Annotated in this window: 31 protein-coding genes and 8 pseudogenes; 31 read left to right on the plus strand and 8 right to left on the minus strand. The window is 64.9% G+C overall.

Annotated elements, in window-relative coordinates; translation table 11 throughout:
• The 3 genes from DEM27_RS30380 to DEM27_RS30390 all read left to right on the plus strand — a co-directional run.
• On the plus strand, window positions 1–279 hold a 279-nt coding region (locus tag DEM27_RS30380; RefSeq protein ID WP_205908984.1), incomplete at its 5' end, for a hypothetical protein.
• 1 nt (window position 280) lies between these two features.
• Entirely contained in the window at window positions 281–913 is a 633-nt protein-coding gene (locus DEM27_RS30385) for a Rossmann-fold NAD(P)-binding domain-containing protein (protein WP_109462002.1), read from the plus strand.
• A gap of 249 nt (window positions 914–1,162) precedes the next feature.
• Window positions 1,163–1,729 (plus strand): hypothetical protein, encoded by a 567-nt coding sequence (locus tag DEM27_RS30390; RefSeq protein ID WP_109462003.1) that lies wholly within the window; start codon window positions 1,163–1,165, stop codon window positions 1,727–1,729.
• On the opposite strand, the gene DEM27_RS35360 is transcribed toward DEM27_RS30390, so the two are convergent.
• Window positions 1,726–2,022 carry a hypothetical protein gene (locus tag DEM27_RS35360; protein ID WP_474176027.1) on the minus strand — a complete coding sequence of 99 codons (297 nt, stop codon included), beginning with the start codon at window positions 2,020–2,022 and terminating at the stop codon, window positions 1,726–1,728. The two genes, DEM27_RS30390 and DEM27_RS35360, sit on opposite strands and share 4 nt — an antisense overlap.
• Window positions 2,023–2,026: 4 nt before the next feature.
• Here DEM27_RS35360 and DEM27_RS35365 point away from each other — a divergent pair, with 4 nt between their 5' ends.
• From DEM27_RS35365 to DEM27_RS30405, 4 genes and pseudogenes are all read left to right on the plus strand, one after another.
• Window positions 2,027–2,116 carry a hypothetical protein gene (locus DEM27_RS35365; RefSeq protein WP_474176028.1) on the plus strand — a complete coding sequence of 30 codons (90 nt, stop codon included), beginning with the start codon at window positions 2,027–2,029 and terminating at the stop codon, window positions 2,114–2,116.
• A pseudogene (locus DEM27_RS35370) lies at window positions 2,097–2,162 on the plus strand (hypothetical protein); the annotation flags it as partial. The gene DEM27_RS35365 and the pseudogene DEM27_RS35370, both read left to right, overlap by 20 nt.
• 144 nt (window positions 2,163–2,306) lie before the next feature.
• Window positions 2,307–2,597 carry a hypothetical protein gene (locus tag DEM27_RS33745; RefSeq protein WP_128755601.1) on the plus strand — a complete coding sequence of 97 codons (291 nt, stop codon included), beginning with the start codon at window positions 2,307–2,309 and terminating at the stop codon, window positions 2,595–2,597.
• A complete protein-coding gene (locus DEM27_RS30405; RefSeq protein ID WP_280954544.1) occupies window positions 2,560–3,048 on the plus strand; it encodes a thiamine pyrophosphate-dependent enzyme in 489 nt (162 codons plus the stop codon). The genes DEM27_RS33745 and DEM27_RS30405 overlap by 38 nt, the downstream gene beginning before the upstream one ends.
• Window positions 3,049–3,505: 457 nt before the next feature.
• Here DEM27_RS30405 and DEM27_RS30410 read toward each other — a convergent pair.
• Window positions 3,506–3,928: pseudogene (locus DEM27_RS30410) on the minus strand (MFS transporter); the annotation flags it as partial.
• Between the two features lie 100 nt (window positions 3,929–4,028).
• Here DEM27_RS30410 and DEM27_RS34810 point away from each other — a divergent pair.
• From DEM27_RS34810 to DEM27_RS34815, 6 genes and pseudogenes are all read left to right on the plus strand, one after another.
• A complete protein-coding gene (locus tag DEM27_RS34810) occupies window positions 4,029–4,670 on the plus strand; it encodes a M24 family metallopeptidase (protein ID WP_245446235.1) in 642 nt (213 codons plus the stop codon).
• Between the two features lie 36 nt (window positions 4,671–4,706).
• Window positions 4,707–5,729, plus strand: coding sequence for an ABC transporter ATP-binding protein (locus DEM27_RS30420; RefSeq protein ID WP_109462007.1), 1,023 nt, complete (start codon window positions 4,707–4,709; stop codon window positions 5,727–5,729).
• On the plus strand, window positions 5,726–6,781 hold the full coding sequence (locus DEM27_RS30425) for an ABC transporter ATP-binding protein (RefSeq protein ID WP_109462008.1): 1,056 nt from the start codon (window positions 5,726–5,728) through the stop codon (window positions 6,779–6,781). The genes DEM27_RS30420 and DEM27_RS30425 overlap by 4 nt, the downstream gene beginning before the upstream one ends.
• Entirely contained in the window at window positions 6,778–7,500 is a 723-nt protein-coding gene (locus tag DEM27_RS30430; protein WP_109462009.1) for a GntR family transcriptional regulator, read from the plus strand. The genes DEM27_RS30425 and DEM27_RS30430 overlap by 4 nt, the downstream gene beginning before the upstream one ends.
• A 103-nt stretch (window positions 7,501–7,603) precedes the next feature.
• Entirely contained in the window at window positions 7,604–8,434 is an 831-nt protein-coding gene (gene proC, locus DEM27_RS30435) for a pyrroline-5-carboxylate reductase (protein WP_109462010.1), read from the plus strand.
• Between the two features lie 48 nt (window positions 8,435–8,482).
• A pseudogene (locus tag DEM27_RS34815) lies at window positions 8,483–8,862 on the plus strand (thiolase family protein); the annotation flags it as partial.
• A 26-nt stretch (window positions 8,863–8,888) separates the two neighbouring features.
• Here the strand turns inward: DEM27_RS34815 and DEM27_RS30445 are convergent.
• A pseudogene (locus tag DEM27_RS30445) lies at window positions 8,889–9,158 on the minus strand (IS5/IS1182 family transposase); the annotation flags it as partial.
• A gap of 418 nt (window positions 9,159–9,576) precedes the next feature.
• On the opposite strand from DEM27_RS30445, the gene DEM27_RS30450 reads away from it, so the two are divergent.
• Window positions 9,577–10,005 carry a hypothetical protein gene (locus tag DEM27_RS30450; RefSeq protein WP_109462011.1) on the plus strand — a complete coding sequence of 143 codons (429 nt, stop codon included), beginning with the start codon at window positions 9,577–9,579 and terminating at the stop codon, window positions 10,003–10,005.
• On the opposite strand, the pseudogene DEM27_RS30455 reads toward DEM27_RS30450, so the two are convergent.
• Window positions 9,986–10,492: pseudogene (locus DEM27_RS30455) on the minus strand (type IV secretory system conjugative DNA transfer family protein); the annotation flags it as partial. The gene DEM27_RS30450 and the pseudogene DEM27_RS30455 overlap by 20 nt on opposite strands.
• On the opposite strand from DEM27_RS30455, the gene DEM27_RS30460 reads away from it, so the two are divergent.
• From DEM27_RS30460 to DEM27_RS34460, 5 genes and pseudogenes are all read left to right on the plus strand, one after another.
• Complete coding sequence (locus tag DEM27_RS30460) at window positions 10,479–10,787, plus strand: ABC transporter permease (protein WP_109462012.1); 309 nt, start codon at window positions 10,479–10,481, stop codon at window positions 10,785–10,787. The pseudogene DEM27_RS30455 and the gene DEM27_RS30460 overlap by 14 nt on opposite strands.
• A 2-nt stretch (window positions 10,788–10,789) precedes the next feature.
• Window positions 10,790–11,221, plus strand: coding sequence for an ABC transporter permease subunit (locus DEM27_RS35020; protein ID WP_205908986.1), 432 nt, complete (start codon window positions 10,790–10,792; stop codon window positions 11,219–11,221).
• On the plus strand, window positions 11,193–11,684 hold the full coding sequence (locus DEM27_RS35025; RefSeq protein ID WP_205908987.1) for an ABC transporter permease: 492 nt from the start codon (window positions 11,193–11,195) through the stop codon (window positions 11,682–11,684). Before DEM27_RS35020 ends, DEM27_RS35025 begins: the two co-directional genes overlap by 29 nt.
• 10 nt (window positions 11,685–11,694) lie before the next feature.
• Window positions 11,695–12,588 (plus strand): annotated as a pseudogene (locus DEM27_RS35030) (phosphoenolpyruvate hydrolase family protein).
• A gap of 9 nt (window positions 12,589–12,597) precedes the next feature.
• Entirely contained in the window at window positions 12,598–12,858 is a 261-nt protein-coding gene (locus DEM27_RS34460; RefSeq protein ID WP_205908988.1) for an SRPBCC family protein, read from the plus strand.
• Window positions 12,859–13,163: 305 nt separating this feature from the next.
• On the opposite strand, the gene DEM27_RS30480 is transcribed toward DEM27_RS34460, so the two are convergent.
• On the minus strand, window positions 13,164–14,084 hold the full coding sequence (locus tag DEM27_RS30480) for a LysR family transcriptional regulator (protein WP_109462013.1): 921 nt from the start codon (window positions 14,082–14,084) through the stop codon (window positions 13,164–13,166).
• An 85-nt stretch (window positions 14,085–14,169) separates the two neighbouring features.
• Here DEM27_RS30480 and DEM27_RS30485 point away from each other — a divergent pair, with 85 nt between their 5' ends.
• The 10 genes from DEM27_RS30485 to DEM27_RS30530 are packed head-to-tail and all read left to right on the plus strand — an operon-like array spanning window position 14,170 to window position 21,758.
• Window positions 14,170–15,267 (plus strand): ABC transporter substrate-binding protein, encoded by a 1,098-nt coding sequence (locus tag DEM27_RS30485; RefSeq protein ID WP_109462014.1) that lies wholly within the window; start codon window positions 14,170–14,172, stop codon window positions 15,265–15,267.
• On the plus strand, window positions 15,264–16,280 hold the full coding sequence (locus DEM27_RS30490) for a FecCD family ABC transporter permease (RefSeq protein WP_109462015.1): 1,017 nt from the start codon (window positions 15,264–15,266) through the stop codon (window positions 16,278–16,280). Before DEM27_RS30485 ends, DEM27_RS30490 begins: the two co-directional genes overlap by 4 nt.
• Window positions 16,277–17,023 carry an ABC transporter ATP-binding protein gene (locus tag DEM27_RS30495; protein ID WP_109462016.1) on the plus strand — a complete coding sequence of 249 codons (747 nt, stop codon included), beginning with the start codon at window positions 16,277–16,279 and terminating at the stop codon, window positions 17,021–17,023. Before DEM27_RS30490 ends, DEM27_RS30495 begins: the two co-directional genes overlap by 4 nt.
• Window positions 17,020–17,559 (plus strand): hypothetical protein, encoded by a 540-nt coding sequence (locus tag DEM27_RS30500; RefSeq protein WP_245446232.1) that lies wholly within the window; start codon window positions 17,020–17,022, stop codon window positions 17,557–17,559. Before DEM27_RS30495 ends, DEM27_RS30500 begins: the two co-directional genes overlap by 4 nt.
• Window positions 17,552–17,986, plus strand: coding sequence for a phosphonate C-P lyase system protein PhnG (gene phnG / locus DEM27_RS30505; RefSeq protein WP_165823696.1), 435 nt, complete (start codon window positions 17,552–17,554; stop codon window positions 17,984–17,986). Before DEM27_RS30500 ends, phnG begins: the two co-directional genes overlap by 8 nt.
• Window positions 17,983–18,558, plus strand: a complete 576-nt coding sequence (gene phnH / locus DEM27_RS30510; protein WP_109462018.1) for a phosphonate C-P lyase system protein PhnH — start codon at window positions 17,983–17,985, stop codon at window positions 18,556–18,558. Before phnG ends, phnH begins: the two co-directional genes overlap by 4 nt.
• The gene (locus tag DEM27_RS30515) at window positions 18,542–19,534 is read left to right on the plus strand and encodes a carbon-phosphorus lyase complex subunit PhnI (protein WP_109462019.1); all 993 of its coding nucleotides are present in this window, start codon (window positions 18,542–18,544) and stop codon (window positions 19,532–19,534) included. The genes phnH and DEM27_RS30515 overlap by 17 nt, the downstream gene beginning before the upstream one ends.
• Entirely contained in the window at window positions 19,527–20,360 is an 834-nt protein-coding gene (locus DEM27_RS30520; RefSeq protein WP_109462020.1) for an alpha-D-ribose 1-methylphosphonate 5-phosphate C-P-lyase PhnJ, read from the plus strand. The genes DEM27_RS30515 and DEM27_RS30520 overlap by 8 nt, the downstream gene beginning before the upstream one ends.
• Window positions 20,353–21,108 carry an ATP-binding cassette domain-containing protein gene (locus DEM27_RS30525; RefSeq protein ID WP_109462021.1) on the plus strand — a complete coding sequence of 252 codons (756 nt, stop codon included), beginning with the start codon at window positions 20,353–20,355 and terminating at the stop codon, window positions 21,106–21,108. Before DEM27_RS30520 ends, DEM27_RS30525 begins: the two co-directional genes overlap by 8 nt.
• Before the next feature lie 8 nt (window positions 21,109–21,116).
• Window positions 21,117–21,758, plus strand: coding sequence for an ATP-binding cassette domain-containing protein (locus tag DEM27_RS30530; protein ID WP_109462022.1), 642 nt, complete (start codon window positions 21,117–21,119; stop codon window positions 21,756–21,758).
• A 336-nt stretch (window positions 21,759–22,094) separates the two neighbouring features.
• On the opposite strand, the pseudogene DEM27_RS30535 reads toward DEM27_RS30530, so the two are convergent.
• Window positions 22,095–22,635, minus strand: a pseudogene (locus DEM27_RS30535) (LysR substrate-binding domain-containing protein); the annotation flags it as partial.
• A 129-nt stretch (window positions 22,636–22,764) separates the two neighbouring features.
• On the opposite strand from DEM27_RS30535, the gene DEM27_RS35035 reads away from it, so the two are divergent.
• Both DEM27_RS35035 and DEM27_RS35040 read left to right on the plus strand, forming a co-directional pair.
• A complete protein-coding gene (locus tag DEM27_RS35035) occupies window positions 22,765–23,241 on the plus strand; it encodes an SDR family NAD(P)-dependent oxidoreductase (RefSeq protein WP_205908989.1) in 477 nt (158 codons plus the stop codon).
• Window positions 23,238–23,645 carry an SDR family NAD(P)-dependent oxidoreductase gene (locus DEM27_RS35040; protein WP_205908990.1) on the plus strand — a complete coding sequence of 136 codons (408 nt, stop codon included), beginning with the start codon at window positions 23,238–23,240 and terminating at the stop codon, window positions 23,643–23,645. Before DEM27_RS35035 ends, DEM27_RS35040 begins: the two co-directional genes overlap by 4 nt.
• A gap of 11 nt (window positions 23,646–23,656) precedes the next feature.
• Here DEM27_RS35040 and DEM27_RS35045 read toward each other — a convergent pair whose 3' ends face one another.
• Together DEM27_RS35045 and DEM27_RS30545 are read right to left on the minus strand one after the other, a co-directional pair.
• Window positions 23,657–23,785: a hypothetical protein gene (locus DEM27_RS35045; protein WP_280954545.1), complete on the minus strand. Its 129-nt coding sequence runs from the start codon at window positions 23,783–23,785 to the stop codon at window positions 23,657–23,659.
• A gap of 326 nt (window positions 23,786–24,111) precedes the next feature.
• Window positions 24,112–24,711, minus strand: a pseudogene (locus DEM27_RS30545) (transposase); the annotation flags it as partial.
• Window positions 24,712–24,729 lie beyond the last annotated feature (18 nt).

Genomic DNA, 24,729 nt, shown 5'->3' on the forward strand with positions numbered 1-24,729 from the left:
GAGGTGGTGACCGTCAATCCCGGCGCCTTCCGCACCGGTTTCAACGACACCGGCATGGAGAGCATGGACCAATGGTGGGGCCAGGGCGAGCGCGTGATCGCGCATTGGCCGGTGCGCGAACTCGACCGCCAGCACGATCCCGATGACATGATCGAAGCGATGATCGAGGTTATCGAAGCCGTTAACCCGGCCTACCGCACTGTCCGCCCTGCGAGCGCGGCGGACATGGTTCGCAAGGAGCAGAACGAAATCTGGGACCGGAAAGCTTCGGAGGCTTGACATGAAACTTCTGCTGATCGGCGCAACCGGTCTCGTCGGCCACCAGGTCTTGACGCAAGCCCTCGAAGATCCGCGGGTCGAAACCGTGATTGCCCCCTCACGCCGTCCTCTCAGTACCAGTCATCGCAAACTGGTCGCACCGATCGTCCGTTTCGACGACCTGCCGCAAGAGGCCGACTGGTGGAAGGCTGACGCAGCCATCTGCACCCTCGGAACGACGATCGGCAAGGCGGGTTCGCGAGAGGCGTTTCGCGAGGTCGATCATGACTATCCGCTTGCCGTCGCCCGGCTCGCCAGAGCGCATGGAACCCCGCGCTTTGCCGTCGTCTCCGCCAAGGGCGCGAACCGAAACTCGCCCGTTTTCTATTCACGCGTGAAGGGTGAGACGGAAGCCGATCTGACGGCGCTCGCCTTCCCGTCGCTGACGATCCTGCGACCCGGGCTGATCGGCGGCGACAGAACGGAACGACGCGCCGGCGAACACCTCGCGCTGCTCGTCCTGAAACGGCTGGGGCCGGTCCTGCCCAGGGCATGGCGGATCAATCCTGCTGCCAGAATCGCGAAGGTTCTTCTCGACGCCGCCCTCGGGGACCGGATGGGAACCAGGATCATCGGCTCGGCGGAAATGGCCTGAATGCCGGCACCGGTCCGGAGCCTGCCCGTCTGAAACCATCTGGCATTCCCGACGGGATTTGTTGTTTTACTGGTGAATATGATCCATCCAGTCGGGCGGCAGGTCTCCCTCCGGGCCGGGCACCGGTTGATCGACGGGATGCGCGGTCGGCGCGGCAATGCATTCAATGTCGGCGCGGACGGCAAAAATTGCCCCTATCCAAAGTTAGGGCGTTGTGAAAAGCTGGCCGCGACGGACAGAGGGGATGGCATGCCGAAATCCACCGGGGCCGGGCGAAACGACACCGTCCTGGCCAGCACGCGACTTGGCCTGCCCGCGCCACCGGCATACCATCAACCGCGCCCGCGACTTTCGCGGATGCTGGACGCGCGCCGCCAGATCACGCTTCTGGTCGCGCCGGCAGGCTTTGGCAAAACCACCGCGCTCAGGGGCTGGTTGAGCGGCGAGCCGCCCCAGCGGTATCCGGTCTGGCTGGCGCTGGAAGAAGACGACCTCGAACCCCTCGCCCTGGTCAGCCACCTGGTGGCCGCCCTGCGCTCCAACGATGCCGGCCGGGCCGAGGCGGCGGCGCTGGCGCTGGCGCAACCGGCGACGGTCGATCCCCGCGCCGTGATGGCGCGGCTGCTTAACGATCTGGGCGACACGGCCGACAGCTGGGCGCTGGTTCTCGAGGACCTGCACCGCGCCGGCAGCCCCGCGACGTCGCGCCTGTTGAGTTATGCGCTGGATCACCTGCCAGCCAATGTCGATGTCATCATGACCTCGCGGACCGAACCGGATCTGCCGTTGGGCGCTGGCGGGCGGACGGGCGGCTAACGGAAATCGACGCGACAGACCTGCGCTTCAGCCCGCCTGAAGCCGAACAGTTCCTGACCCGCACCATGGCCGCGCCGATCGATCCGGACCAGGCGCGCCAGTTGGAGTCCCGGATCGGCGGCTGGATTGCCGGGCTGCAAATGGCGGCGCTCTGGCTGCAAAGGGGAGACAACGCGACCCACAGCGCCGACTTCGCGGAACTGGACGGCCGGCATCACTTCTTCACCGGTTATCTCGCGGCCGAGGTTCTGGACAGTCAACCGCCGGAGATACGGGGACTTCCTGATCGCCACCTCGGTGCTGGAACGGCTATCTGCCCCCTTGTGCGACGCGCTGTGCGATCGGACCGACAGCGCGGCGCTGCCGGATCGGGTCCGGCGGGGGTGATCTTTTCCTCAACGGGCTCGACGCGCGCGGAGACTGGTTCCGCTATCATGATCTCTTCCGCGAATTCCTGCTGTGCCGGCTGGCGCCCGCCGAGCGGGTCGTTCTGAACCGTCGTGCGGCAGCCTGGTTTGCCGCGCAGGGCGATCCGACACTGGCGATCCGCCATGCCGTCGCCGCGGACGATCCCGGAATGGCGGTCGCTCTCCTGCGCCGCCATGTCGATGGCGCGCTGTCGGCGGGTGCGTTCGCGCAGCTTCTGGCCTGGCTGGATCAGCTCGGCGACGCCACCGTGCTCAGCCATCCAGACCTGGCGGGCTACAAGGCATGGCTCCTCTATATGCGCGGACGCGTTACCGAGGCGGAGCGCTATGCCAGGCGCGGCGGCCTGTGCGCCAAGGGCTTGACGAGGATATCGTGTTGGCCGATACCGGCGCGATCAAGATGTGGATGGCGCGGCTTTATCCTGCCCGGGCACCGCTGACCTGCATCATCTCGAACGGGGCCTGTCCACCATGACGTTTTCGCTGCCGGGCGCCATCGCGGCCAAACTGGCCAGGCCCGATCGAAAGGTGCGGGCCGCGATGGGCGACGGCAGTTTCATGATGAATTCGCAGGAAATCGAAACGGCGGTGCGCGAAAAGATCCCGCTGAAGGTGCTGATCTGGGAAGACGAGGCCTATGGCCTGATCAAGTGGAAGATGGACCTTGAACTCGGCCACCATCGCGACGTGGACTTCGGCAATCCCGACTTCGTGAAATATGCCGAGAGCTTCGGGGCGAAGGGCTACCGGATCGAGAACGCCGGCGACCTGCTTCCCACCCTGGAAAAGGCGCTGGCCGAGGACGGCGTGTCCATCATCTGCTGCCCGGTCGATTATTCAGAAAACATGAAGCTGACGGACAAGCTGGGGGCCTTGACCGATCCGATGTGACGGCAGCGCCCACGGGTCGGGGCGGCATGGCTTGCCCCGGCTCTAACCAGGATGAAACGCGACTTATGGCAGACAGAACAACACAAGGCGTCTGCTCAGCAACGCCAGCGTAAAATTGATCGCCGGGGTAATTCCGTCAATTCAGTCGGCCTTTATTGGCGCGCTCCAGGGAAAAGAAGGTGTCTCCGGTCGGCGCGGGTCTTCGCGGCGGTGTCGTTATCTGCGGAGCTCTGAGCATAGGCGGATTTACGGTTCCCGACCCATATCAGTTGCTGCTTCCGGCCGGGTACGGTCTTCTTGCAGCACTTGCCAACATTCTGACCACCAGGGTGACTGCGGTGGCCCTTTCACCGTCAAGGGGCGCCGACATACGGCGCTCCTGTGCCTCACTCTTCCCGCAGGATGGCGTACTGCATCGTGTTCTCGAAGATGGATGGTGGCGGCACCGAGCGACCAGCTATACGGCCGGACCAGCCTCTGAGGCGCTATGGCGTGGCTCCGCCATCGTCGACCGGCCGCCGCGCGAACGGCTTGGTTCGGGACTCAATCGCTTCGGGATCGTCCTTACGGAGGTGAACAGGCCATAGGAAAAATAGTGGCAGAGAAGGACGATGATGAGCACGCGGATGGCCGGCGCTGCGATGATCGACCTGAACGACACTCTTTCGTGCATATCGACACTTTTAGCCACGCCGTCGAGTTGGCCGGGCGCGTTCGCGCCCTTCACCCAAAACGTGGTGATGACGACGCTGGTTGCCGAAAGGATCAATGACAGCCAGATCGGGGCCGTGAGCGAAATGTCGGAGACATACCCTGAAATGCCCGGCCCGATAATACCGCCAAGGCCAAGGCCGGCGCTGAGGATGCCGATGGCCTGGCGCCTGTTCGTCGGGGAACTGTTGTCGGCGGCGTATGCTGCGGCGGCCGATGAGGTGACGGATGTCGGTCAACAATGCCTCATCGACAACCTGCGGATCGGCATGTCTGGGGCGGAAATCAACGAAATGTGCCGTTCCGCCATGGTTGCGCATATACTCAACCATCATTCAGACAAGCCGTTCTATCTCCACACCTCATCCGGCATCATCGACGCAACGAGACGCGCCGGCAGCAGCGAATGGTGCACCTGGAACCGTTTCATGACAGCGAAGCCGGGCATGATCCTCGATTCTATCTTCGATTGTTTTCTGTGGGGTTACTGGGGCAACGTAGAGCGTACGGTTTCCGTCGGCGCGCCCTCCGCCGAGGTGAAGCGGGCTTTCGACATCATGATCGAGGCCAACGAGGCGGCGTTCGACGCTATCAAGCCCGGTGTGCGCATGTCGGAGATCGATGTGTTGACGAAAAAGATCCTGGAGAAGAACGGTTACGAGCCATCGCAATTCGGCTCGGGTATGGGTCGCGGTATCGTCTCCTACGAAGGTGGCCATCGCGCGCTGCCGCTGGACGTCCGTCTCTATAACGATTTGGAAATAGAACCCGGTATGGCCTTCAGCATCGAGCCAATGCTCGGCGTCTTCGGGCTAGGTGCTTTCCGCCATTGCAACACGGTGATCGTCACGGATACGGGTTGCGAGGTGGATTCTCGGGTTCGCCGCGACATGATCGTGATTGAACAGTAACGCGATCGACCGTTTCCGCAACGGCAAGGGAAGAAGATGCAGACTACCGCTAGCTTTGAGCAAGAAACCGTCCTCGAATGTTGCAATTTGCGAACGTACATTCATACGCGGCGCGGCTTGGTACGCGCCGTTGATGGAGTCGATCTCAAGCTGAAAGCCGGGCGGGCGCTGGGGCTGGTGGGCGAATCGGGCAGCGGCAAGAGCCTGACCGCCTTCTCTATAATGGGTCTAATCGACGAGCCGGTCAGGATCGAGGAGGGGTCTGTGATCCGCCTTGAGGGTCGGGACATCGGCAATCTTTCCCGCAAGCAACTGGCGGGCCTACGCGGCAGCCGCATCGCCATGGTATTCCAGGAGCCGATGACCGCCCTCAACCCGGTCCACACCGTTGGCTGGCAGGTCGGCGAACCGCTCATCCTGCATCTCGGCATGACCAAGGCGCAGGCGAAGAAGCGCGCCATTGAGCTTCTCGACCTCGTCGGAATCAAGGATGCCGCACGGCGGGCGGACGACTATCCGCACCAGCTTTCCGGCGGTATGCGCCAGCGGGTGATGATCGCCATCGCCTTGGCCTGTGACCCGGCCGTGCTTTTGGCCGATGAGCCGACCACCGCACTCGATGTAACCGTGCAGTCGCAGATTCTGACTATTCTCGCCGAACTGCGCAAACGGCTGCGCGTGGCCATACTGCTCATCACCCACGATCTCGGCGTGGTGGAGGAAACCTGCGACGATGTTGCGGTGATGTACGCCGGCCGCATCGTGGAACGTGGACCAGTCCCGGAAGTGCTGCAGCGGCCACGCCATCCCTATACCCGTGCGCTATTAGCCTCCATGCCGACGCTTGATACCGAAGCGACACTGAGGCCGATCCCGGGTAGCGTGCCGGATGCGCGATCATGGCCGAAGGGGTGCCGGTTCGCCAGCCGCTGCGAATTTGTCACCGGGCGGTGCCTGGACGAATATCCACCAACATTCGCTGGTGACGCCGGCGCCGAAGTCGCCTGTTGGCTCTACGATGAGGCGCAGCCGCGTTCGCAGGGGGGATTGCAACGATGACTTTGGTGCTTGAACCGAACCCTACCCACGACCATCCACCGGTAGTGCTTCGGGCTAATAATGTCTGCCTCGACTATCCTGTAGAAACCGGTGCCTTTCGACGAAAGGCTGGATTCGTCAGGGTGCTCGACAGCATAGACCTCGTATTGCGACGCGGCGAAACACTAGCGCTACTTGGCGAATCGGGTAGTGGGAAATCCACGCTTGGCCGCATTTTGGTCGGCCTGCTAAGCCCAACAAGCGGGGTAGTGGAATTCCACGACCGAAGTCTTACCGATTTCGGTCGGCGAGAAAGGCGCGCTTATCACCGTAAGGTGCAGATGGTTTTCCAAGATATGGCAGATTCGCTCGATCCGCGCATGACTATACGCGACATCGTCGCCGAAGGGCCGAGCGCTCACAGACTAGTGCCGCGGGGAGACTTAAATCGCCTCGTGCGACGTTATCTCGATCTGGTCGGGATTCCGGGTTCCGCCCTCGGCAAGTATCCGCACGAATTCTCAGGGGGGCAACGCCAGCGTATCGGCATTGCACGTGCACTTATTATGCAGCCTGAAGTCGTCGTCGCTGACGAGCCGATTTCGGCACTCGATGTGTCGATTCAAGCGCAGATTCTGACGCTGTTCGAGGACCTGCGTAAAGAATTGAACCTCACATATATCTTTATCACCCACAACCTCGCGGCAGCCCGTTACATCGCCGATCGCATTGCGGTCCTCTATCAAGGTGGGCTCGTTGAGGTGGGCGAAGCGAAGCGGCTAATCGCTGCCCCTTCGCATCCCTTCACGCAATCTCTCTTGTCTGCAGCGCCAGGCGCGAAAATCCGGCTCAGCCAGACCGCCCCCAACGTCGATGCCGATTCTCGCACGGAGATCGGCTGTCGCTATCGGACACGTTGCGGCTATGCTGAAGCTATTTGCGCGCAGGTGACGCCCGAGAATCGATCCATCGCAGACAACCACTTTGTCGCTTGCCATCGGGCGAACGATGTCGCTACTGCTTGGAAAATTCACCAAGACACAGTTTTAATGCACGAGGGAAGGCGATCATGATCCAGCGAAAAGTCGCCAATGCACACTACAGCGAGGGCCGGCTATCTGACTTTTCCGACAAGGAGGCAAGCTCTGCTTTCAGCGAAGGCAGTTCCTCCCATCTGTCCAATGATGTCTACCAGACACTGCGCGGGGAAATCCTACACGGTATTCTGCGCCCCAACCAGGCGCTGGTCGAGGCGGAAATTGCCGAACGCCTCAATGTCAGCCGGACGCCAGTTAGGGAAAGCATGCAGATCCTCGCTTCGGAAGGTCTAATCGTATCCCGGCGGCGGCGCTGGTTCGTGTATGAACACACCCGTGGGGAGATCATCCAAATCTACGAAATTAGGGCCGCCTTGGAAAGCTACGCAGCGCGATTGGCGGCCACGCGTGCAACTAAGGAACAGCTCGACGCACTGGAAGGCGCGCGCCCGATGGCGACCGCCGTCTCACTGATCGGGTTAGAGAGAATACGGGCTAACGAACAGTTCCACGATCTCATCATTGGGGCAGCTAACAATCCCCGCCTCGCCGGCCTGATCGTCGCCAATCGGCTCTATGCGTTCAACTATTCTGTCGAGGCCCTATACAGCACCGAGCACATGGCTACATCCTCGGAACAGCACGCTGCTTTGATCGACGCGATCCTAGCCCGCGATCCTGAACGAGCTGGTGATGTGGCGAGAGAGCATGTGGAATATTCGCTAAATATGATCGTCAAGCGCGGAATCATATAGTGTTTAGACATTGTTAATCTGACACGGCCCCTCGTCGGAATCGCGCTTGCACCCGCGCTGGGACGCTTTTCCCACCCATTTGACAGAATTTGAGGAGCAGGGCATGGACATCCTATTGATCGGCGCAGGGAATATGGGGTTTGCCCTGCTGAAGCGATGGACCGAATTTACGCAACATAGGTTTTCGGTCGTCGAACTAACTGAGGCCTTGCGCGACAGGGCTCGCGCGCACGGCGCCGTGGTGTTTGCTGCCTACGAGGACTTACCTGACAATCTGCGCGTGGACGCGGTGGTGCTTGCTACCAAACCGCAGATCGCCGGCGACGTCGCGCGGCTTTACGCGTCCTTCCTGAAGCCCGGCGGCTTCATCGTTTCGATTGCCGCAGGGGTAAACGTTAGAACACTTCAAAACTATACCGGCAATGCTATCGCAATTGTCCGTTGCATGCCGAACACGCCGGTGTCCACAGGGCTGGGCGTGATTGCCTGCTTTCTTAACGACCTGGTAACCCCCAACCAGGCCGATAGTGCGCTTCTGCTTCTGTCGTCCCTCGGAATAGTGGAAATCATCGCGGACGAAGCGCTGATGGACTGTTTCACTGCTGTCGCGGGATCCGGCCCGGCTTATGTGTTTCACTTCATCGAGGCGCTTGCTGGCGCCGCCGAAGCGAATGGACTTTCGCCCGATATTGCGCTCCAAGTCGCCAAGCAAACCGTTCTAGGTGCAGCGACGATTGCGGCGCAAAGCAGCACTACCCCATCGGAACTGCGGATGCAGGTAACGAGCCCAAACGGGACCACTGCCGCGGGCCTCGCCGAATTGATGAATACGGAAAACGGGTTGTCTCCACTGATTCACGCAACGGTCTCGGCTGCGCGAAAAAGATCGTTGGAGATCGACACTGAACTGACCAAAGTGATCAGCGATCAATGAGAACAGCGTGGGCAGGGGCGGAGAGTTTCAGGAAAGGGCCCCCAGTTCATACGATGCAACTTCGACGAGCCTTCCGCGGAGTCCTCCGTCCGCCCCGGCGATTTCGGTGCCATCCCACTGAAAGCCCTGATGGCGAGGAACGCGGGCATCGTCTAGGAAGCGGTTGGCGAGGTGATCTTCGGCTGCGCCAACCAGGCGGACGAGAACAATCGCAATGTCGCGATTTTGCCCTCGCTCCTCGCGGGTCTTCTGGTCGGTGTTCGGCACGACAATTAACCGGCTTTGCGGCTCGGGCATGAATGCCGTTGTCGCCGCCGCCGCGCCATCAATTCCGGCGAGGCAGAGCTTGTCGCCACTGGCGCGCGTCCTTCGTGACGCGCAAGGCGGAGACATGCCATGCAGAGATCCACGATACGACGATCGGCTGGGTAACGAGCGCATCCGTCCGGCCGAAGCGCGTCGCCTTGCCGATCGATGTGCAGGACGCCAGAAGCGGGCAGTCGCGGCAGATCCCCGGGTCGGACGTGTAATGCCTGTAACCGTTGCGGTCCGTGGTGGCATAGGTCAGCAATTGGCCTTGCGGGCAGCGATAGCCGCCAGTCTCGGTGTCCGCCCCGGTCTCGAAGGCGAATTTCGATTTGCGCATCATCCCATCCCTGGGTGGTGTCGGATTGCGATAGCCGGTGACGCCGAGGATGCCCCTGTTCTCCAGACCGTTGGCGATACGATGCTCCGATTCATCTTCGTGATGGTTGGCGGCTTGGGATAACGGGTGAATTGGGCGAGCCGGCCTTCATCCGACCGCTCCCTACTCGCGCCGTTCCGGCGCTCCCCGAGCCGGCGTTGCCGTCTCGTCCTTCGGTGACGCTCACTCTCGCGGGGCGAAACGACCGGATCGACCGGCCGCGTCGCCGCAAGGGGGCTCGCGCTCCTCAGAGAGGCGTTCACGCTGGCCTTCTGCGTCGCATAGGCGTGGCCCCTGCAGCGACGATACTATTGGTTCTCCGCTTCTGGAAATGACGATCACCCAACCGATCGTCGCTTGCCACCCCAATTCCCCAAGACTAAACTCACTGAAATCCGAGAGTACGTGCCGACTGGCGGTCGACGGCGCATTCCTACAGAACAAGGGTGTTGTCGCGATGAGCGAAGACAAAGCCACTGTCGAAGTGAACGGACGGCCCGATAAGCGGAACCCGCTTTGGCGGCTGATCCGGCATATCGCCCGCGCGCTCCCTGCCCTCGTGCTAGGCATCCTCGGGGGCATCCTCCATCTTATTTGGCACCTCGCCTATTCGCTGCTTTGCCTGTTTCGCCCGGTCGTCAACGTGCTGATGCTCGGCGGCCTCATCATGCCGCTGGTGGCGTTCGTCGCCTTCGTAAAGCCCGAGGCTGCCAACGGGACGCCGTTCTGGGTTTTCCTCCTGATGGCCGCAGGCTTCGTCAGCGTCTCCATGGGCTATTCGAAATTTGTCGACTGGATTGCGCCGCCTGGCACGGAAGACCACGCCGGTATCGCCGTACCGATTGGCGCTGATCCCTGCAGCGCCATTACGGCCTGCCCACTTTGACGAACCGATTGACCTCAGCTGCGGCATCCATCTCCTTGCGCCTAAAATAGATCGTCCGTCCGCAGCGGATCGGGCGATGCCCCTGCACAATGATGATCTGCTCGTCCTTGCGCATCGACTGCGTGATTTCGTGCGGCATGATCAGCGGCCGACGCTGGAAGTTGACGCTCTCCGATTTCCGCGACGCGCTGTTTTTCGTATCCCAGCCGATATTGCGCGAGCTGCCCTTCACCTCGACGGTCATTTCCCCGCATTGCGCCGAGACATTGCGCGCCGTGTCGAGCGCCTTGATCGCGGCGTAGCTCGCAAAGGCGCAGCCGTCGATCCATGACACTGCGCCGTCCTTCCCGAAATGCCGTTCCAGTTGGCCGACCGACTGGTACATCAGCATCATGCTGATGCCATACTGGCGGCCACGGTAGCGTGCCTCTTCCAGTACGCGCATATAGCCGAGGAGGTCCACTTCATCGAGCATGAACAGGGCTCTCAGCGGCGCTGTCGCCGGCCTCGTCGGTGCGCTCCTCATCCTCGGCCAGCAATACCGCTTCACCGACGGCGCCCTGCTTGCGCCCGGCTATACCTGGTCGGGGCTGATGGCGGCCGTGCTCGCCATGGCGAGCCCGGTCGCGACCGTCGTCGTCTCCGTCTTCTTTGCGGCCTTGCAGGTGGGCGGTTTCGCCATGGAGCGGACGCTCGGTCTGCCCGCCGTTCTCACCTGGGTTCTGCAGGCCTTGATCATCCTCTGCCTTTCCGCCCGCCCGATTCTCTTCAGGAGGCGATAGAGATGATCGACATGCTTCTCTCGCAGGTTCTCGATCTGATGATGCCGGTGCTGCTTGCTGCCATGGCCGGCGCCCTGTGCGAGCGCGCCGGGGTGTTCAACATCGCGCTGGAAGGCAAGATGCTGGTCGGCGCCTTCGTGGCCGTTGCCGCCAGCATCGCCTTCGGTTCGCCGGTGCTGGCCGTGCTGGCCGCCGTCGTCTGCACGGCGATCTTCGCCTTGCCGCTGGCGCTGGGCGGCGCGCGGTTCGGTGGCGATCCCATCGTCATCGGCATCGGGCTGAACCTGCTTGCCTCGGGGCTGACCACCTATCTGCTGAGCGCTCTTCGGCGTCACCGGCACGCTGGTCGATCCGGCTGTCACCGCCCTGCCGCGCTTCGGCCTTGCAGCGCTTGCCGATATTCCCGTGCTCGGCGCGATCCTCGGCGGCCATAACGCGCTTGTCTATCTGTCGTGGCTGCTGGTGATCGCCATCCATGTCTACCTGTTCCGCACACGCTGGGGCCTGCGCCTGCGCGGCATCGGCGAGGTTCCCTCCGCCGCTGCCGCGATGGGGGCGAATGTCAGCCGCTACCAGACGGCGGTCGTCATCCTGGCCGGCGGTCTCTGCGGGCTGGCCGGGGCCGTGCTGGCGCTCGGTTCCGTGGCGCTGTTTGCCGAAAACATGACGGCCGGGCGCGGATGGATTGCCGTGGTCGCCGTGATGCTCGGGCGCGCCCATCCGTTCGGCATTGCGCTTGCCTGCCTCGGTTTCGGCCTTGCCGATGCCGTCGGCCTGCGGCTTCAGGGGCAGGGACTGCCCAACCAGATCACCGACATCGCGCCCTACGCCATAACGTTGCTCGCCATGATCGGCCTCGGCCTGCGCGGAGCGGCGAAAAAACTGAGGAATGCTTGAGGAGGAAAGAATGAGCAAGACAATCTACGTGGCAGGCTCCTTCGATACGAAGGGGGACGAACTGCGCTATGTCGCGCGGCTAATCCGGGAGCAGGGCTTGGCGGCAACGCTTGTCGACCTGTCGACGGCGACGCCGGCTGGGGATGCGGATATCGATGCGAAGGCCGTCGCGGGTTTCCATCCAGGCGGCGTCGCGGCCGTGTTTACCGGTGATCGCGGTTCCGCGGTCTCCGCCATGGGGCTGGCGTTCGAACGATTCATCCTCTCGCGCGGCGATGTCGGCGGCATGATCGGTCTCGGCGGCTCCGGCGGCACGGCGATGGTTACGCAGGCGATGCGCGTCCTGCCGGTCGGTACCGCACACGCCGGTTCTGGCCGGCGTGAACGGGACGGATCCCTTTTGCAATTTCGACCGCTTTCTCGATGAGCTGAAGGCGGTCGGCTTTGCCGGCATCCAGAATTTTCCGACGGTCGGCCTGATCGACGGCACGTTTCGCGCCAATCTGGAGGAAACCGGCATGGGCTACGGCCTCGAAGTCGATCTCGTCCGGCTGGCGCGCGCCAAGGATATGCTGACCACGCCTTATGTCTTCTCGGTCGAGGATGCGCGCGCAATGACCGAGGCCGGCGCCGATATCGTTGTCGCCCATATGGAACTGACGACAGGCGGATCGATCGGGGCGGACACGGCGCTGACGCCACGGCCGCCCATGGCGTCAATCCCGATATCATCGTCCTGTGCCATGGCGGCCCCATCGCTGAGCTGGAGGATGCCCGCTTCATCCTGGAACGGTGCCCGGGCTGCCACGGCTTCTACGGCGCCTCCAGCATGGAACGCCTTCCCGTCGAAAAGGCCCTCGTCGACCAGACGAAGGCATTCAAGAATCTTGTCATCCAGCATTAGGAGAAGAATGTGGCCAAGGCTTATGCAAGTGCAGTCCTCGACGCGCCGATCGAAACCGTCTGGAAGATGGTCCGCGATTTCAATGGCCTGCCGAACTGGCATCCGGCAATCGCCAGAAGCGAGATCGAAGATGGCTTGAGCGGCAGCGATGTCGGTTGCATCCGCTCGTTTTACCTGACCGACGGCGCCCATGTGCGCGAGCAGCTTCTTTCGCTCAGCGATAGCGATCACGCGCTGACCTACAGTTTCGTGAAGCCGCTTTCCCCGTGACGAATTACATCGCCGGCATAAGGCTGCTTCCGGTCACGGACGGAAACCGGACCTTCGCCGAATGGACCGCGACCTTCGACGAGGAGCCGGCGGATTCCGGAAAATATGTGGAGATCATCTCGGACGCATGTCTTCGCTGCCGGCTGGGCAGCGCTCCAGAAGAAGGTAGCCGGGTAAATTCGGCTGCATGAGTGCCAGTTGATCGGGTGTAAACACGCCTCCGCTTTCTCAAAGCGATTGGGCCGAAATGCGAGGCTGAGCGCGGGTCGTAGGTTCAGATCCGTTCAAGAGCTTTGCGCAATACGTCACGGGGCGCGCATGAAGACGGAGACCGCAGCGGCAAACCTTCCGAGTTCGGCCGCATACGGCGAGCTTCGCCGCCAGAGCCCGAAGATTTGCCGGCCGACTGGTCGGTTCAGGATCTCGACCAGAGCCAGCTTGCCGCCGGCCGTCAGCTCGCCGCAGGTGAAGGCGGGCACCAGGCAGGCATAGCCGTGGGTGGAGACGAGGCGCACGCGCGTTTCGATGCTCAGCCCGTGGGAGCGGAAGATCCGCATGCCGGCGCGATGCGCGCCCTGCGGCGCCGTTTCGGTCGGGAAATCGTCCTCGCTCAGCGGCAGGAGGTCGAGACCCGCCAGCCGCTCTGGCTCGATCGGCCCGCCAGCGGCGAGCGGGTTGTCGGCGCGGGCGAGCAGGCAGAAAGGCTCGCTCAAGAGCTCCGCCCGGTCGAAGGCCTCGTCGGCATGGGGGCAGGCGGTGATCACCAGGTCGATCTCGCCGTCCCTGAGCCGCCGGCTCAACCCCTCGTGTTTTCCTTCCATTAGCGCCAGTTCGAGGCGCGGGTGCCAATCCCGCGCCAGCGAGACGACATGCGGCATGAGGAAGGGCCCAACCGTCGAGATGACGCCGACCCTGAGCCGCCCGCCGAAGGGCCCTGCTCGCCGGTCGGCCGCATGGCCCATGTCGGCGGCGTGTCGCAGGAAGCCCGCGACGTGGCGCAGCATCTCTCGCCCGGCCTCGGTCGGCATCACATTGCGCGCGCCCCGCTCGAAGATGGTGACGCCAAGCACGGCCTCCACCTTGCGCACCTGATGCGAGAGGCCAGACACGCTGATGCCCATCTCCTCGGCCGCCGGGCGAAAGCCGCCGCAACGGTCCACGGCCGCCACCAGCATCAGGTCGCGGATGGAAAGGGAAGCCAGCCTGTTCGAAATCTCTTCGCGCATTGTCCGATTTGTTCGTCTTGATACGACCCCATCCCCTCTATACTAAAAACATGAATTTAAAACTCATAAATTCATGAGGATGCCGATGGCCCCGAGATTCCGCCTGCCCGCCGCCCTTCTGCTGCTCGCGCTTGCCCCGCCGCCGCTGCTCGCCGACCCCGTCGCCTTCAAGGACGTGACGGGCGCGGAGGTGACGCTGCCGGGGCCGGCGAAACGCATCGTCACCCTGCCGCAGCCGGCCGCCGCGACCGTCATCGCCGTCGACGGCACCTCCGAGCACCTGGTCGGGATGAATCCCGGCTCGCGGAAAGCCTTCGAGAGCGGCCTGCTGAAGAAGATGTTCCCGGACGCCGCGTCGATCGAGAGCGGCATCGTCGCGGAGGGCGGCAACGGCTGGATGCCGAATGTCGAGGCCATCGCCGCGCTGAAGCCGGACCTCGTCATCCAGTGGGGCGGACGCGGCGACGAGCTGGTCGCGCCGCTGCGCAATGCCGGCATTCCGGTCGCGCTGATGGTCGGCGGCGGTAACGGCGGCACGGAGGAACTGGCGCGCGAGAACATCCGCCTCGTCGCACACATCCTCGGCAAGCAGGACAAGGCCGAGGCGCTGTTCAAGTGGCGCGACGAGGTGATCGACGGGATCAAGGCGACGCTCGCCGCCCATCCCGGGGCCGTGAAGCCGAAGATCCTGCACCTGCGCTCCTCCAAGGGCAAGTTCACGGCGACCGGCGAGAAGAGCTACCAGAACTTCTTCATCACACTGGTGGGCGGTGAGAATGTCGGCGCGGGGCTCGGCGTCCAGGCCGAGGTGAACGCCGAGCAGATCGCCGCCTGGAACCCGGACCTGATCATGCTGACGGCGCACGAGGCCGATGCCGGCCGCGAGACGATCCTGGAGGATGAGGTGCTGTCGCAGACGGCGGCGGCGAAGGCCGGCCGCGTCTACAAGACGCCGAACGGCGGCTATGTCTGGGACAGCGCGAGCCACGAGAGCCCCTTCACCTGGATGTGGCTCGCCAACCTCGCCCATCCCGACCTCTTCCACTTCGACCTGCGCGCCGAGGTGAAGAGCGGCTTCGAGCGGCTCTACAATTACACGCCGAGCAAGGAGGAGATCGACGCCGTGCTCAAGCTCGACCTCAACGCCGCCGCTGCCGGCTACGGGCAGTTCGCCCGCAAATGACGCCCGTCCCGGCCGCCTTCCACTGGCTATCGCTTCTCGCCCTGCTCGTGGCGGCGGCCTTCGCTTCTGCTACCGTCGGCCGGTTCCATATCCCGCTCGCCGACGTGTGGCAGATCCTCGGCCGCTGGCTGACAGGCGCGCTCTCGCCGGAGACGATGGAGGAGCGCATCCTCGTCAACGTGCGCCTGCCGCGCATCCTGCTCGCGGCGATCGTCGGGGCGGGGCTCGCGCTCTGCGGAGCGGCACTGCAGGCGCTGTTCCGCAATCCGCTCGTCTCGCCGCGCGTGCTCGGCCTCTCCTCGGGCGCCGCGCTCGGCGGTGCGCTCACCCTGCTGGTCGGCGGCGGCGCCGTGATGCTTTTTGCGGCCACCTTCGCCTCGGCGCTGGCAGCGCTGGTACTGGTGGCGGCGATCTCGCATGTGGCGGGGCGTACGATCCTCACCATCGTGCTCGCCGGCATCGTCATCGATGCGCTCTTTTCCGCGATGATCTCGCTCACCCAGTATGTCGCCGATCCGGAGACCTCGCTTCCGGCCATCGTCTTCTGGCTGATGGGCAGCTTCTCCTCCTCGAGCTGGGAGAAGGTCGCCCGGCACGGGCCGATCGTGCTCCTCGCTATCGCCGTGCTTTACCGCCTGCGCTTCCGCATCGCCGTGCTGTCGATGGGCGAGGAGGAGGCGCGCTCCTTCGGGGTCAACGTGCAGGTCTCGCGCTGGCTGGTCTTCACGGTCATCTCGGTCATCGTCGGCGGCTGCGTGGCGGTCTCCGGCGTCATCGGCTGGGTCGGCCTCGTCGTTCCCCATGCCGCGCGCCTGCTGGTGGGGGAGGGGCACCGCCGCTTCCATGGCACCGCGGCGCTGCTCGGGGCCGCCTTCCTGGTGGCGGTCGACACGCTCGCCCGCACGGTGACCAGCGCGGAACTGCCGCTCGGCATCCTGACCGCCGTCATCGGCGCGCCGGTCTTCATCTACCTGCTCTGCACGCGCCGGACGCGGGGAGGGCCGGTGCGATGATCGCGCTCGAAAACGCCGGCCTGAGACGCGGCGACCGCTGGATCTTCCGCCATGTCGGCTTCGACCTGCCCGAGGGCGAGGTGCTGGCGATCCTCGGCCGCAACGGCCGGGGCAAGACGACGCTGCTGCGCACGCTGCTCGGCTCGCTGCCCCTGACCGAGGGCGCGCGCAGCGTGCCGCCCGTGGTCGGCTACGTGCCGCAATCGCAGAACGGCGGCGAGGAGCACCGCTGCCTCGACATCGTGACGATGGGCCGCGCCGGGCGGCTCGGGCTCTTCGGCCTGCCGGGCCGGGCGGACGAGGCGGCGGCACTCGCGGCGCTGGCGACCGTCGGCGCTGAGCATTTCGCCGAGCGGCTCTTCGGCCGCCTCTCCGGCGGCGAGCGGCAGATCGTGCTTCTGGCGCGCGCGCTCGCCACCGAGGCGAAGGTTCTGGTGCTGGACGAGCCGGCCGCCTCGCTGGACCTCGCCAACCAGGACCTGCTGCTCGGCGTGCTGATGCGCCTGCGTGAGGCGCGCAGCCACACCATCGTCTTCACCACCCATCACCCGCAGCATGGCCTGTTCCTCGCCGACCGGGCGCTGATGATGCATGCGAGCGACGAGGTCCGCTACGGCCGCGCCGCGGAGGTGATGACCGACGCGGAGCTCGCCCGTCTCTACGGCGTGCCCTTCGCCCGCCACACCGCTGGCCCCGGCCGGCCCGACGTCGTCTCCCCGATCTTCGGGGCGGCGATCCCATGACCGAAAGACAGGAGTTTCCCATGGACACGATCACCTATCTCGAAAACGGCGAAGCCTTCACCGTCAGCTTCGCGGAACTTTTGAAATACCACGGTACCGGCTTTCCCGGCGGCGTGGCGCACGGTCTGAAGGTGATGCAGCGCGCCTTCCCGCTGCTCGACGAGGGCCGGCCGATCGAGCGCCGCGAGGTGCGCATCGATACCGCCTTCCCCGGCCCCGGCGGTCGCGACGCCATCGAATTCGTCACCCGCGCGCTGAGCGAGGGCCGCTATCATGTCGACCGGGCATTGGGCGGCGAGGGCATCGAGGAGAGCCCGAAGGGAAAGTACTATTTCCGCTTCACCTATCGCGGCACGGTGGTGGAGGTGACGATCCGCCCCGGCCATGTCCGCCCGGACTTCATTGCGCTCGCCCGCAAGGAGGGCCGCACCGCCGAGGAGGAGGTCGAGCTCGCCGCGCTGAAGCGGGAAATGGGCGACCGCCTCGTGCCGCTCACCCCCGAGACGGTCTATGACGCCAAGGTCAGCCGTGCCTGAGGCCGAAGACCGCCGCGACTGGATGGGCGTTCTCGCGCGTGCGCCGCTCGATCTGTTGCGCGCGAGCGTCGAAGGCCGGCGTCCCGAAGCGCGCCGGCTCGTCGGCCCGGAGGTGGGTCGCATCCAGCTCCGGGCGACCGCGCCGGTGACAGGCACCCCCTTCCATCTCGGCGAGGCGACGGTGACGCGCTGCGTCGTCGAGATCGACGGCCGGCACGGCTATGCGGTGGTGCTGGGCAGCGATGCCGAGCGGGCGGAGCTCGCCGCCGTCCTCGACGCGCTGCTGCAGGACCCGCATCGCCATGCCACCCTTGCGGCGGAATTGCTGGAGCCGGCCGCGGCGGCCATCACCGAACGGCGGCGGCGCAAGGCCGGCGCGGCACAGGCGACGGCGGCGCATTTCTTCACCGCGGCGCGGACGCCATGAGAATCGGTCTCGACCGGCGCGGCAGGGAGCGCATCCACGAAGACCAGCGGGCTTTCCGCCGCCTGCTGGAGGCCTTTGCCTATCCCGGCCGGATCGTCACGCTGGCCGAAGGGCGGCCGGCGCATGCCATTGTCCTCGAAACGCTCGCCGATGCCGGTACGCCGCTCTGGATCGAGGACGGCTTCGAAGCGATCCGGGACCGGGCGGCGGCCGCGCGCTGGCCGCTGACGGATCAGGGTTGTTGCGCCTTCGCCCTCTGTCGCGTCGAGGCGCTCGGCTGCCTCGACGGCTTCGCCATGGGAACGCTGGCCGATCCGCATCTGTCCGCGACCGTCGTGGCGGAGGTCGCGGCACTTTCCGGCGGCGCGCCCTTCGCGCTCTCGGGGCCGGGCGTCGGGCCTGAGGGCCGCGTCTTCGCTCCCCTTGGCCTGCCGGAGGCCTTTCCCGCCGCATGGGCGCGCAACAACGCGGCCTATCCGTGCGGCGTCGATCTCATCCTGACGGCGGGGCCGCTCTGCGCATGCCTTCCCCGCAAGACAAAGCTGGAGACGACCGATGTATGTTCCCGTTAAGGGGGGCGAGGCCGCCATCGCCGAGAGCCGCAAGGCGCTCGCCCGCGCCCGGCGCGGCGATCCCGCCGTGCCGGAGCTCACCGTGGCACAGATCCGCGAGCAGATGCGCGGCGCGGTGGACCGGGTGATGACCGAGGGCGCGCTCTACGACCGGGACCTCGCGGCGCTGGCGCTGAAGCAGGCGCAGGGCGACGTGGCGGAGGCGACCTTCCTTCTGCGCGCCCACCGCGCGATGCTGCGGCGCATGGGCCATTCGGAGCCGCTGGACCTTTCCGCCATCCGCCCCGACCGCCACATTTCCGCGACTGCCAAGGAGCTGCCCGGCGGCCAGATTCTCGGCGCGACCTGCGACTATACCCACCGGCTGCTGGATTTCTCGCTGATGGGGAAGGCCGCGCCGTTTCCCGAGGCGGCGAGCGGCCTCGACGATATGCCCCCCGATTTCCCGCGCGCGAAAGGCGAGGAAGGGGAAGACGAGCCCGTCGACATCACGCGGGTGCCGCTGCGCCCGCCCTACGGGCCGTCCGAGACGCTCGGCCATCTGGTGCGCGGCGAGGAAGGCTTTTTGACGGGCCTTGCCTATACGCGCCTGCGCACCGCCGGCGCGGCGCATCCCTATGTCGAGGACCTCGTCGCCGGCGAGGTCGAGGTCTCCGTGGCGCTGGAGGATATCGGCCTCACCGTTTCCATCGGCGATATCGAGCTGACGGCCTGCCGCATGGTGGCCCCGGTGCTCGACGGGCCGCGATCGCACCTGTCGCCGGGCTTCGGCGTCGCCTTCGGTTGCAACGAGCGCAAGGCCGTGGCGATGGCTGCCGTCGACCAGGCGCTGAAATCCGGGCTCGACTCGGAACTGGTGCTGGCGCATGCCGACGGGGTGGAGGCGGGCGGCTACGTCTCGCATCTCAAGCTGCCGCATTATTCCGATTTCCAGGCCGATCTCGAAACGATCCGGAGGCTTGCCGCCGATGACTGAGACCTTCGCCTACCTCGACGAGGACAGCAAGCGCGCGGTGCGCCGCACGATCCTCAAGGCGCTCGCCGTGCCCGGATACCAGGTGCCCTTCATCGCGCCGGAAATGCCAATCGCCTACGGCTGGGGCGTCGGCGGCATGGTGGTGACGGCGAGCCTGCTCGGCGCGGACGACCGCCTGAAGGTCACCGACCACGGCTCGGACGAGACGGTGAACGCCGTCAACATCCGCGCCTTTTTCACCCGCACCGCCGGCATCGGCACCACCACGCGCACCCGCGAGGCGACGATAGTGCAGGTGCGCCAGCGCGTGCCCGAGGCCGAACTCGTCGAGAGACAGGTCGTCGTCTACCAGGTGCCACGGCCGGACCCGCTGCGCGCCTTCGTCGACAGCGCCGTGGAAGCCGCCCGCATGCATGCTCATGCCGATTACGGCCGGGTCTATACCCGGCTCTTCGAGGAGAAGACGGGAAGCCATGGCGCCGTCCAGCCCGGCTACGACTATCCCGTGCTGGTGCAAGGCCGCTACCTGATGTCGCCCTCGCCGGTGCCGAAGCGCGACAACGTCCGGCTGAACGACTGCCCCGCCATCCAGATTTTTGGCGCAGCGCGCGAGCGGCGGCTCTATGCCCTGCCGCCCTATACCCGCGTGGAAAGCATCGCCTTCGAGGACGTGCCCTTCGATCCGGGCCTGCCGGAAGACGGGCGGCGCTGCGTCGTCTGCGGCTGCGGCGAAAGCCATCTCGACCACCTCCTGCTCAGGGACGACGGAATGAGCGAATGGGTCTGCTCCGACACGGAATGCTGCGCGGAGCGCGCCGATGCTTGAGCTGCCGCCGCCCCTCCTGACGCTCGACGGAGTCTCGCACGGCCCGCGCACTCTGCACGATGCCTCGCTTTCGCTCTATCCCGGCGAGGTGCTCTGTCTCGTCGGAAAATCTGGTGCCGGCAAGTCAACGCTGCTTCGCATCGCCGCCGGCCTGCTGCCCCCGGGGAAGGGCCGGGCGCTGCTGCCGGGCGGCGTGTCCCTCTACGAGTTGCCCGAGCAGGTGCTCGTGTCGCTCCGCCGCCGCCGGTTCGGCTTCGTCGCGCAGGATGCCGGCGACACGCTCGACATGGCCGCGAGCGCCGCCGCCAACATCGCCCAGCCGCTGTTCGACAATGGCGAGCGCCATTTCGGCCGGGCGCTTGCGGCGGCGCGGCGCTGGTTCGCGGCGCTCGATCTCGACGCGGCGAGGCTCGGCGACCGGCCTGGCGTCTTCTCGGGCGGCATGCGGCAGCGCCTGCAGATCGCCCGCGCGCTGGTGCACGGCCCGGAAATCCTCTTCCTCGACGAGCCGACGAACGGCCTCGACACCGCCGCCCAGGCGCGGCTGCTGACGCTGCTTTCGGACCTCCAGCGCTGCACCGGCGTCGCCATGCTGCTCGTGACGCACGATCTCAGGATCGCCCGGCTGATCGCCCACCGCGTCCTCGTGCTGGAGGCGGGCGGGGTAGTCGAGGAGGCCCCGCCCGACCGGCTGATCGCCGATCCCCGCCATCCGGCGGCGCGCGATCTCGTCGCGGCGATGATCTGAGGGCGGCGATGGCGATCCTGCATGCGGAAGGCATCGAGAAGCGCTACGGCGCGCGCACCGTCGGCCCGGTGAGCTTCATGCTGGCGGCGGGCGAGACGGGGCTGGTGCTCGGCGGCTCCGGCTCGGGAAAATCGACCCTGCTCGACCTGATCCACGGCACCCGCCGGGCGAGCGCCGGCGCGGCCGTCCTGCACATCGGCGGCTGGCGGCGCGACCTTTTTAATCTCTCGGTGCCGGAGCTCGTCGCGGCGCGGCGCGCGGCCATCGGCTATTGCACGCAGTTCCTGCCGGCGATCCCCGGCCGGACGGGCCTCGACCTCGCCCGTCAGGTGGCCCCGTCGGTGGCTGCGGAGGCGGTCTTCGAGCGGCTGGCGCTCCCGCCGCGGATATGGAACCTGCCCGCCTCGTCCTGGTCCGGCGGCGAGAAGCAGCGTCTCAACCTCGCGCTCGCCGCGCTGCGCCGCCCGCCGCTCCTCCTGCTCGATGAGCCCTTCGCCGCGCTCGACCGCGCGCTCCACCCCGTCCTGCGCAGCTTCCTGACCGACTTGGCGGAGGAGGGCACGGCCCTGCTGATAGCCCTGCACCACGCTGAAGATGGTTTGCCGGCGGCGAGGACGCTGGTTTCGCTGAACCAGCCGGCGAAGGGCTGAAACGGCTAGCACAGATGATTTGCGATCAGGGTGGGCAGGCGCCTGGGAAAACACAACTGGAAGCTTGTTGATCGGAGGGGCACGGTCTTGCTGGCGGATCGCATTGGCGCGAGTTGATGCTACGCGGTGTTGGTCGCCGCTGGCGGTCGGCCGCGAGACATAGGAACGAGCAAGGAACTGTTGATGTGTGTCAACAGCCCCCTTCTTGAGGGTATCGCAGCGAAGGACACTATTTCCTCCCTAGGATGAACAAAGAACTGGACGCCACAGAAACCTCGGTTCGGGGATCGGACAGCAGTTCCAATCCCGCTCTTTGCAAAGCGTTCGGGTCATGCCTCACTTCAGACAGGCGCGCCCTTCGCCGCACCCGTGATGGCGCAGTGCATCGACGATAACCTTGAAGGCAGGCGCATTCTGCCGCCGGCTCGGATAGTAGAGGTAATAGCCGGCGAATTCCGGTGACCAGTCGTCGAGGACGCGTTGCAAGCGGCCGGATGCGACATGCCCGGCAACGGTATCCTCGAGTATGTAGGCGATGCCGTAGCCGGCGATGGCGGCATCGACCATCGGCAGGGTCGAATTGGACGCGAGCTGGCCATCCACGCGCATGCGCGATGTTGCGCAGCCCATTGTCGCGGCTGAATTCGACCCCGATATCCGGATAGTCAAGCAGCACCGGTCGCAGCTTCGGCCAGATCAGGGTTTCCAGCGCATGGTCCGCAACCGTGATCCGCGCGGTTCCCGACGGGTGGTCGCGAAGGGCTGTCAGGGACGCGATGTCGGCTTCGATCTCGGCCATGCGGGGGGCGAGCGCCTGCCGCAGCCGCTCGCCGGCCTCGGTGGTGGAGACGCTCCGTGTCGTGCGCGCCAGAAGGCGCTTGCTGCGCGTAGGTTATGGCGCTCAGCCGTTGGCGAACCGGCTCGCGCTCCGGAGTTCTCGAATTGTGGCTGAACTGATTTCGCCTCAATGCATTGATGCTGCGTGGCGACAGGAAGAGGAATTCTGATGACGGACGGAAAGCGACCATTCGACTTGTCAGGCAAGGTGGTTGTGGTCACGGGCGCCGCGCGCGATATCGGCCGCGCCGCAGCCACGGCTCTTGCCGCTGCCGGCGCGGATATCGTCGGCATCGACATTGCCGGGCCGGTGAGCGCGACGCTGGACTATGAACCCGCGAGCGAAGCCGACCTTGAGCAGACCGGCCGGGAGATTATGGCGCTTGGCCGTCGCTGGATAGCCTACCGGCTGGACCAGCGTGATCTTGCCGCGCTTCGGAATACGGCCGCGGACATTGAGCAAGAATTCGGCCGCGTCGACATTCTGTTCGCCAATGCCGGCATCCAGGCGTTCAAGTCGATCCTCGAAATGGAGGATGCCGACTGGCATGACCAGATCGACGTCAACCTGACGGGCACGGCCAATGCGATCCGCGCCTTCGCGCCGGCAATGGCAAGGGCGGCGGCGGCGGATCGATCATCGTGACGTCCTCCACGCAGGGCCAGCACGGCACCAAAAACGGCGCAGCCTATTCGGCGTCGAAGTGGGGCATCATCGGGCTAATGAAGTCGGCCGCCATGGAGCTCGGCGAATATGGCATCACGGTAAACGCGCTCATTCCTGGCCTCATCGACACGGCGCTGACCCGCCATGAGGATCGTTATGCGCAGGCGATCGAGGTTGCCGGCAGCAAACCCACCGGCGATGAAGCGAAGGACGAAAATACCACCATGGAGGGCTTGGCGAAGAAGTCGCCGCTGGGCACACCCATGATCGATCCACACGACGTCGCGCCCATGGTGGTCTTCCTCGCCTCCGACGAAGCGCGCATGGCCTCCGGCGGCACCTACTCGATCACTGCCGGCGAAAGCGCGAACATTCAGAACTGACGGCTCGGGCCTTAGAACGGCGAGGTGGTCAGCAGCAGCGCGACCGGCGCGCTAATCGCCGATGCGGTCAACGCGAGCATCGATGCCAACTTGATCAACTGCATCCGCCGGGCACGGCCCGCATCCCATTCATACGCCATACTTCACCTCCGGGAAGGGGAATGAAACATCCGAACAGTCCGAAGTCCATCTCTAAGCGTAGAATTTTTCCAGGCGGCCATCGAGCCTTCTACGCCGGCGTGTGCGGCTGATGACGGAACATTGCAAGGTCGGTTTTGTTCGTCATTGTGAACCCCGGAGTGCGTCCAATGCCTTCGCTCGTCCGCTACATGCTGAGCCGCCTGTGCATCGGTTTTACCCCTCGGCGCCGTGAGCGCGGTGGTCGTCCTGCAGCTTGAACCGCCCGCGTTCGGCGCAGCGCCTTGCCCCTTGGGAGCTTTGCTCCTGATCTATAGCACTATCACTACTATGGCGGAATTGAATTTCCGCTTTTAAAGAGAGGTTCGCAGTGCGGACATCGGATGTGTGCTGTCGGTATGGCAAGGGCGTTGATGACCGCTCGCCGCACAGCTGGTAATGTCGGCTCAGGTGGTCCACGACGAATTCGTCGTTTCTTTTTTTCCCGCGCTGCAGTCTGCAATCTCTGATGCTGGAGGAAGGCATAAGCGATCATCGTCATCAGAGCGTGTCGGTGCAGTCCTTGCCATGATCGGCCTTCGAAGTGGTCGAGACCAAGCTCCTCTTTCATCTGCTGGTGCGCCTGCTCGCAAACCCATCTCGCCTTGATGGCGACCGCCAGCGCTTTCAATGTCGCATCGGCCGGCAAGTTGGACAGGTAGTATTTGCGCTCGTCGTTTGATCGCCATTCACTAACCAACCAGGCTTCCTCGCCCGGGATGTGTTGCTGTCCCTTGTCAAGAATGCGTTGCGGCGTGCCGTCGGCGATCCGGACGCGCAATGCTGCAAAGCGTGCCGTCAGGCGGCCCTTTGTGCCACGCCGCCAACCGACCTTCTTCCAGCTTGCGTGCGCCAGGATCGTTTCCGCGGCAACCGACAGAATGTCAGCCGCTTGGTCATGACGGCC

The organism is Rhizobium album, from assembly GCF_003122325.1.
Lineage (GTDB): Bacteria > Pseudomonadota > Alphaproteobacteria > Rhizobiales > Rhizobiaceae > Metarhizobium > Metarhizobium album.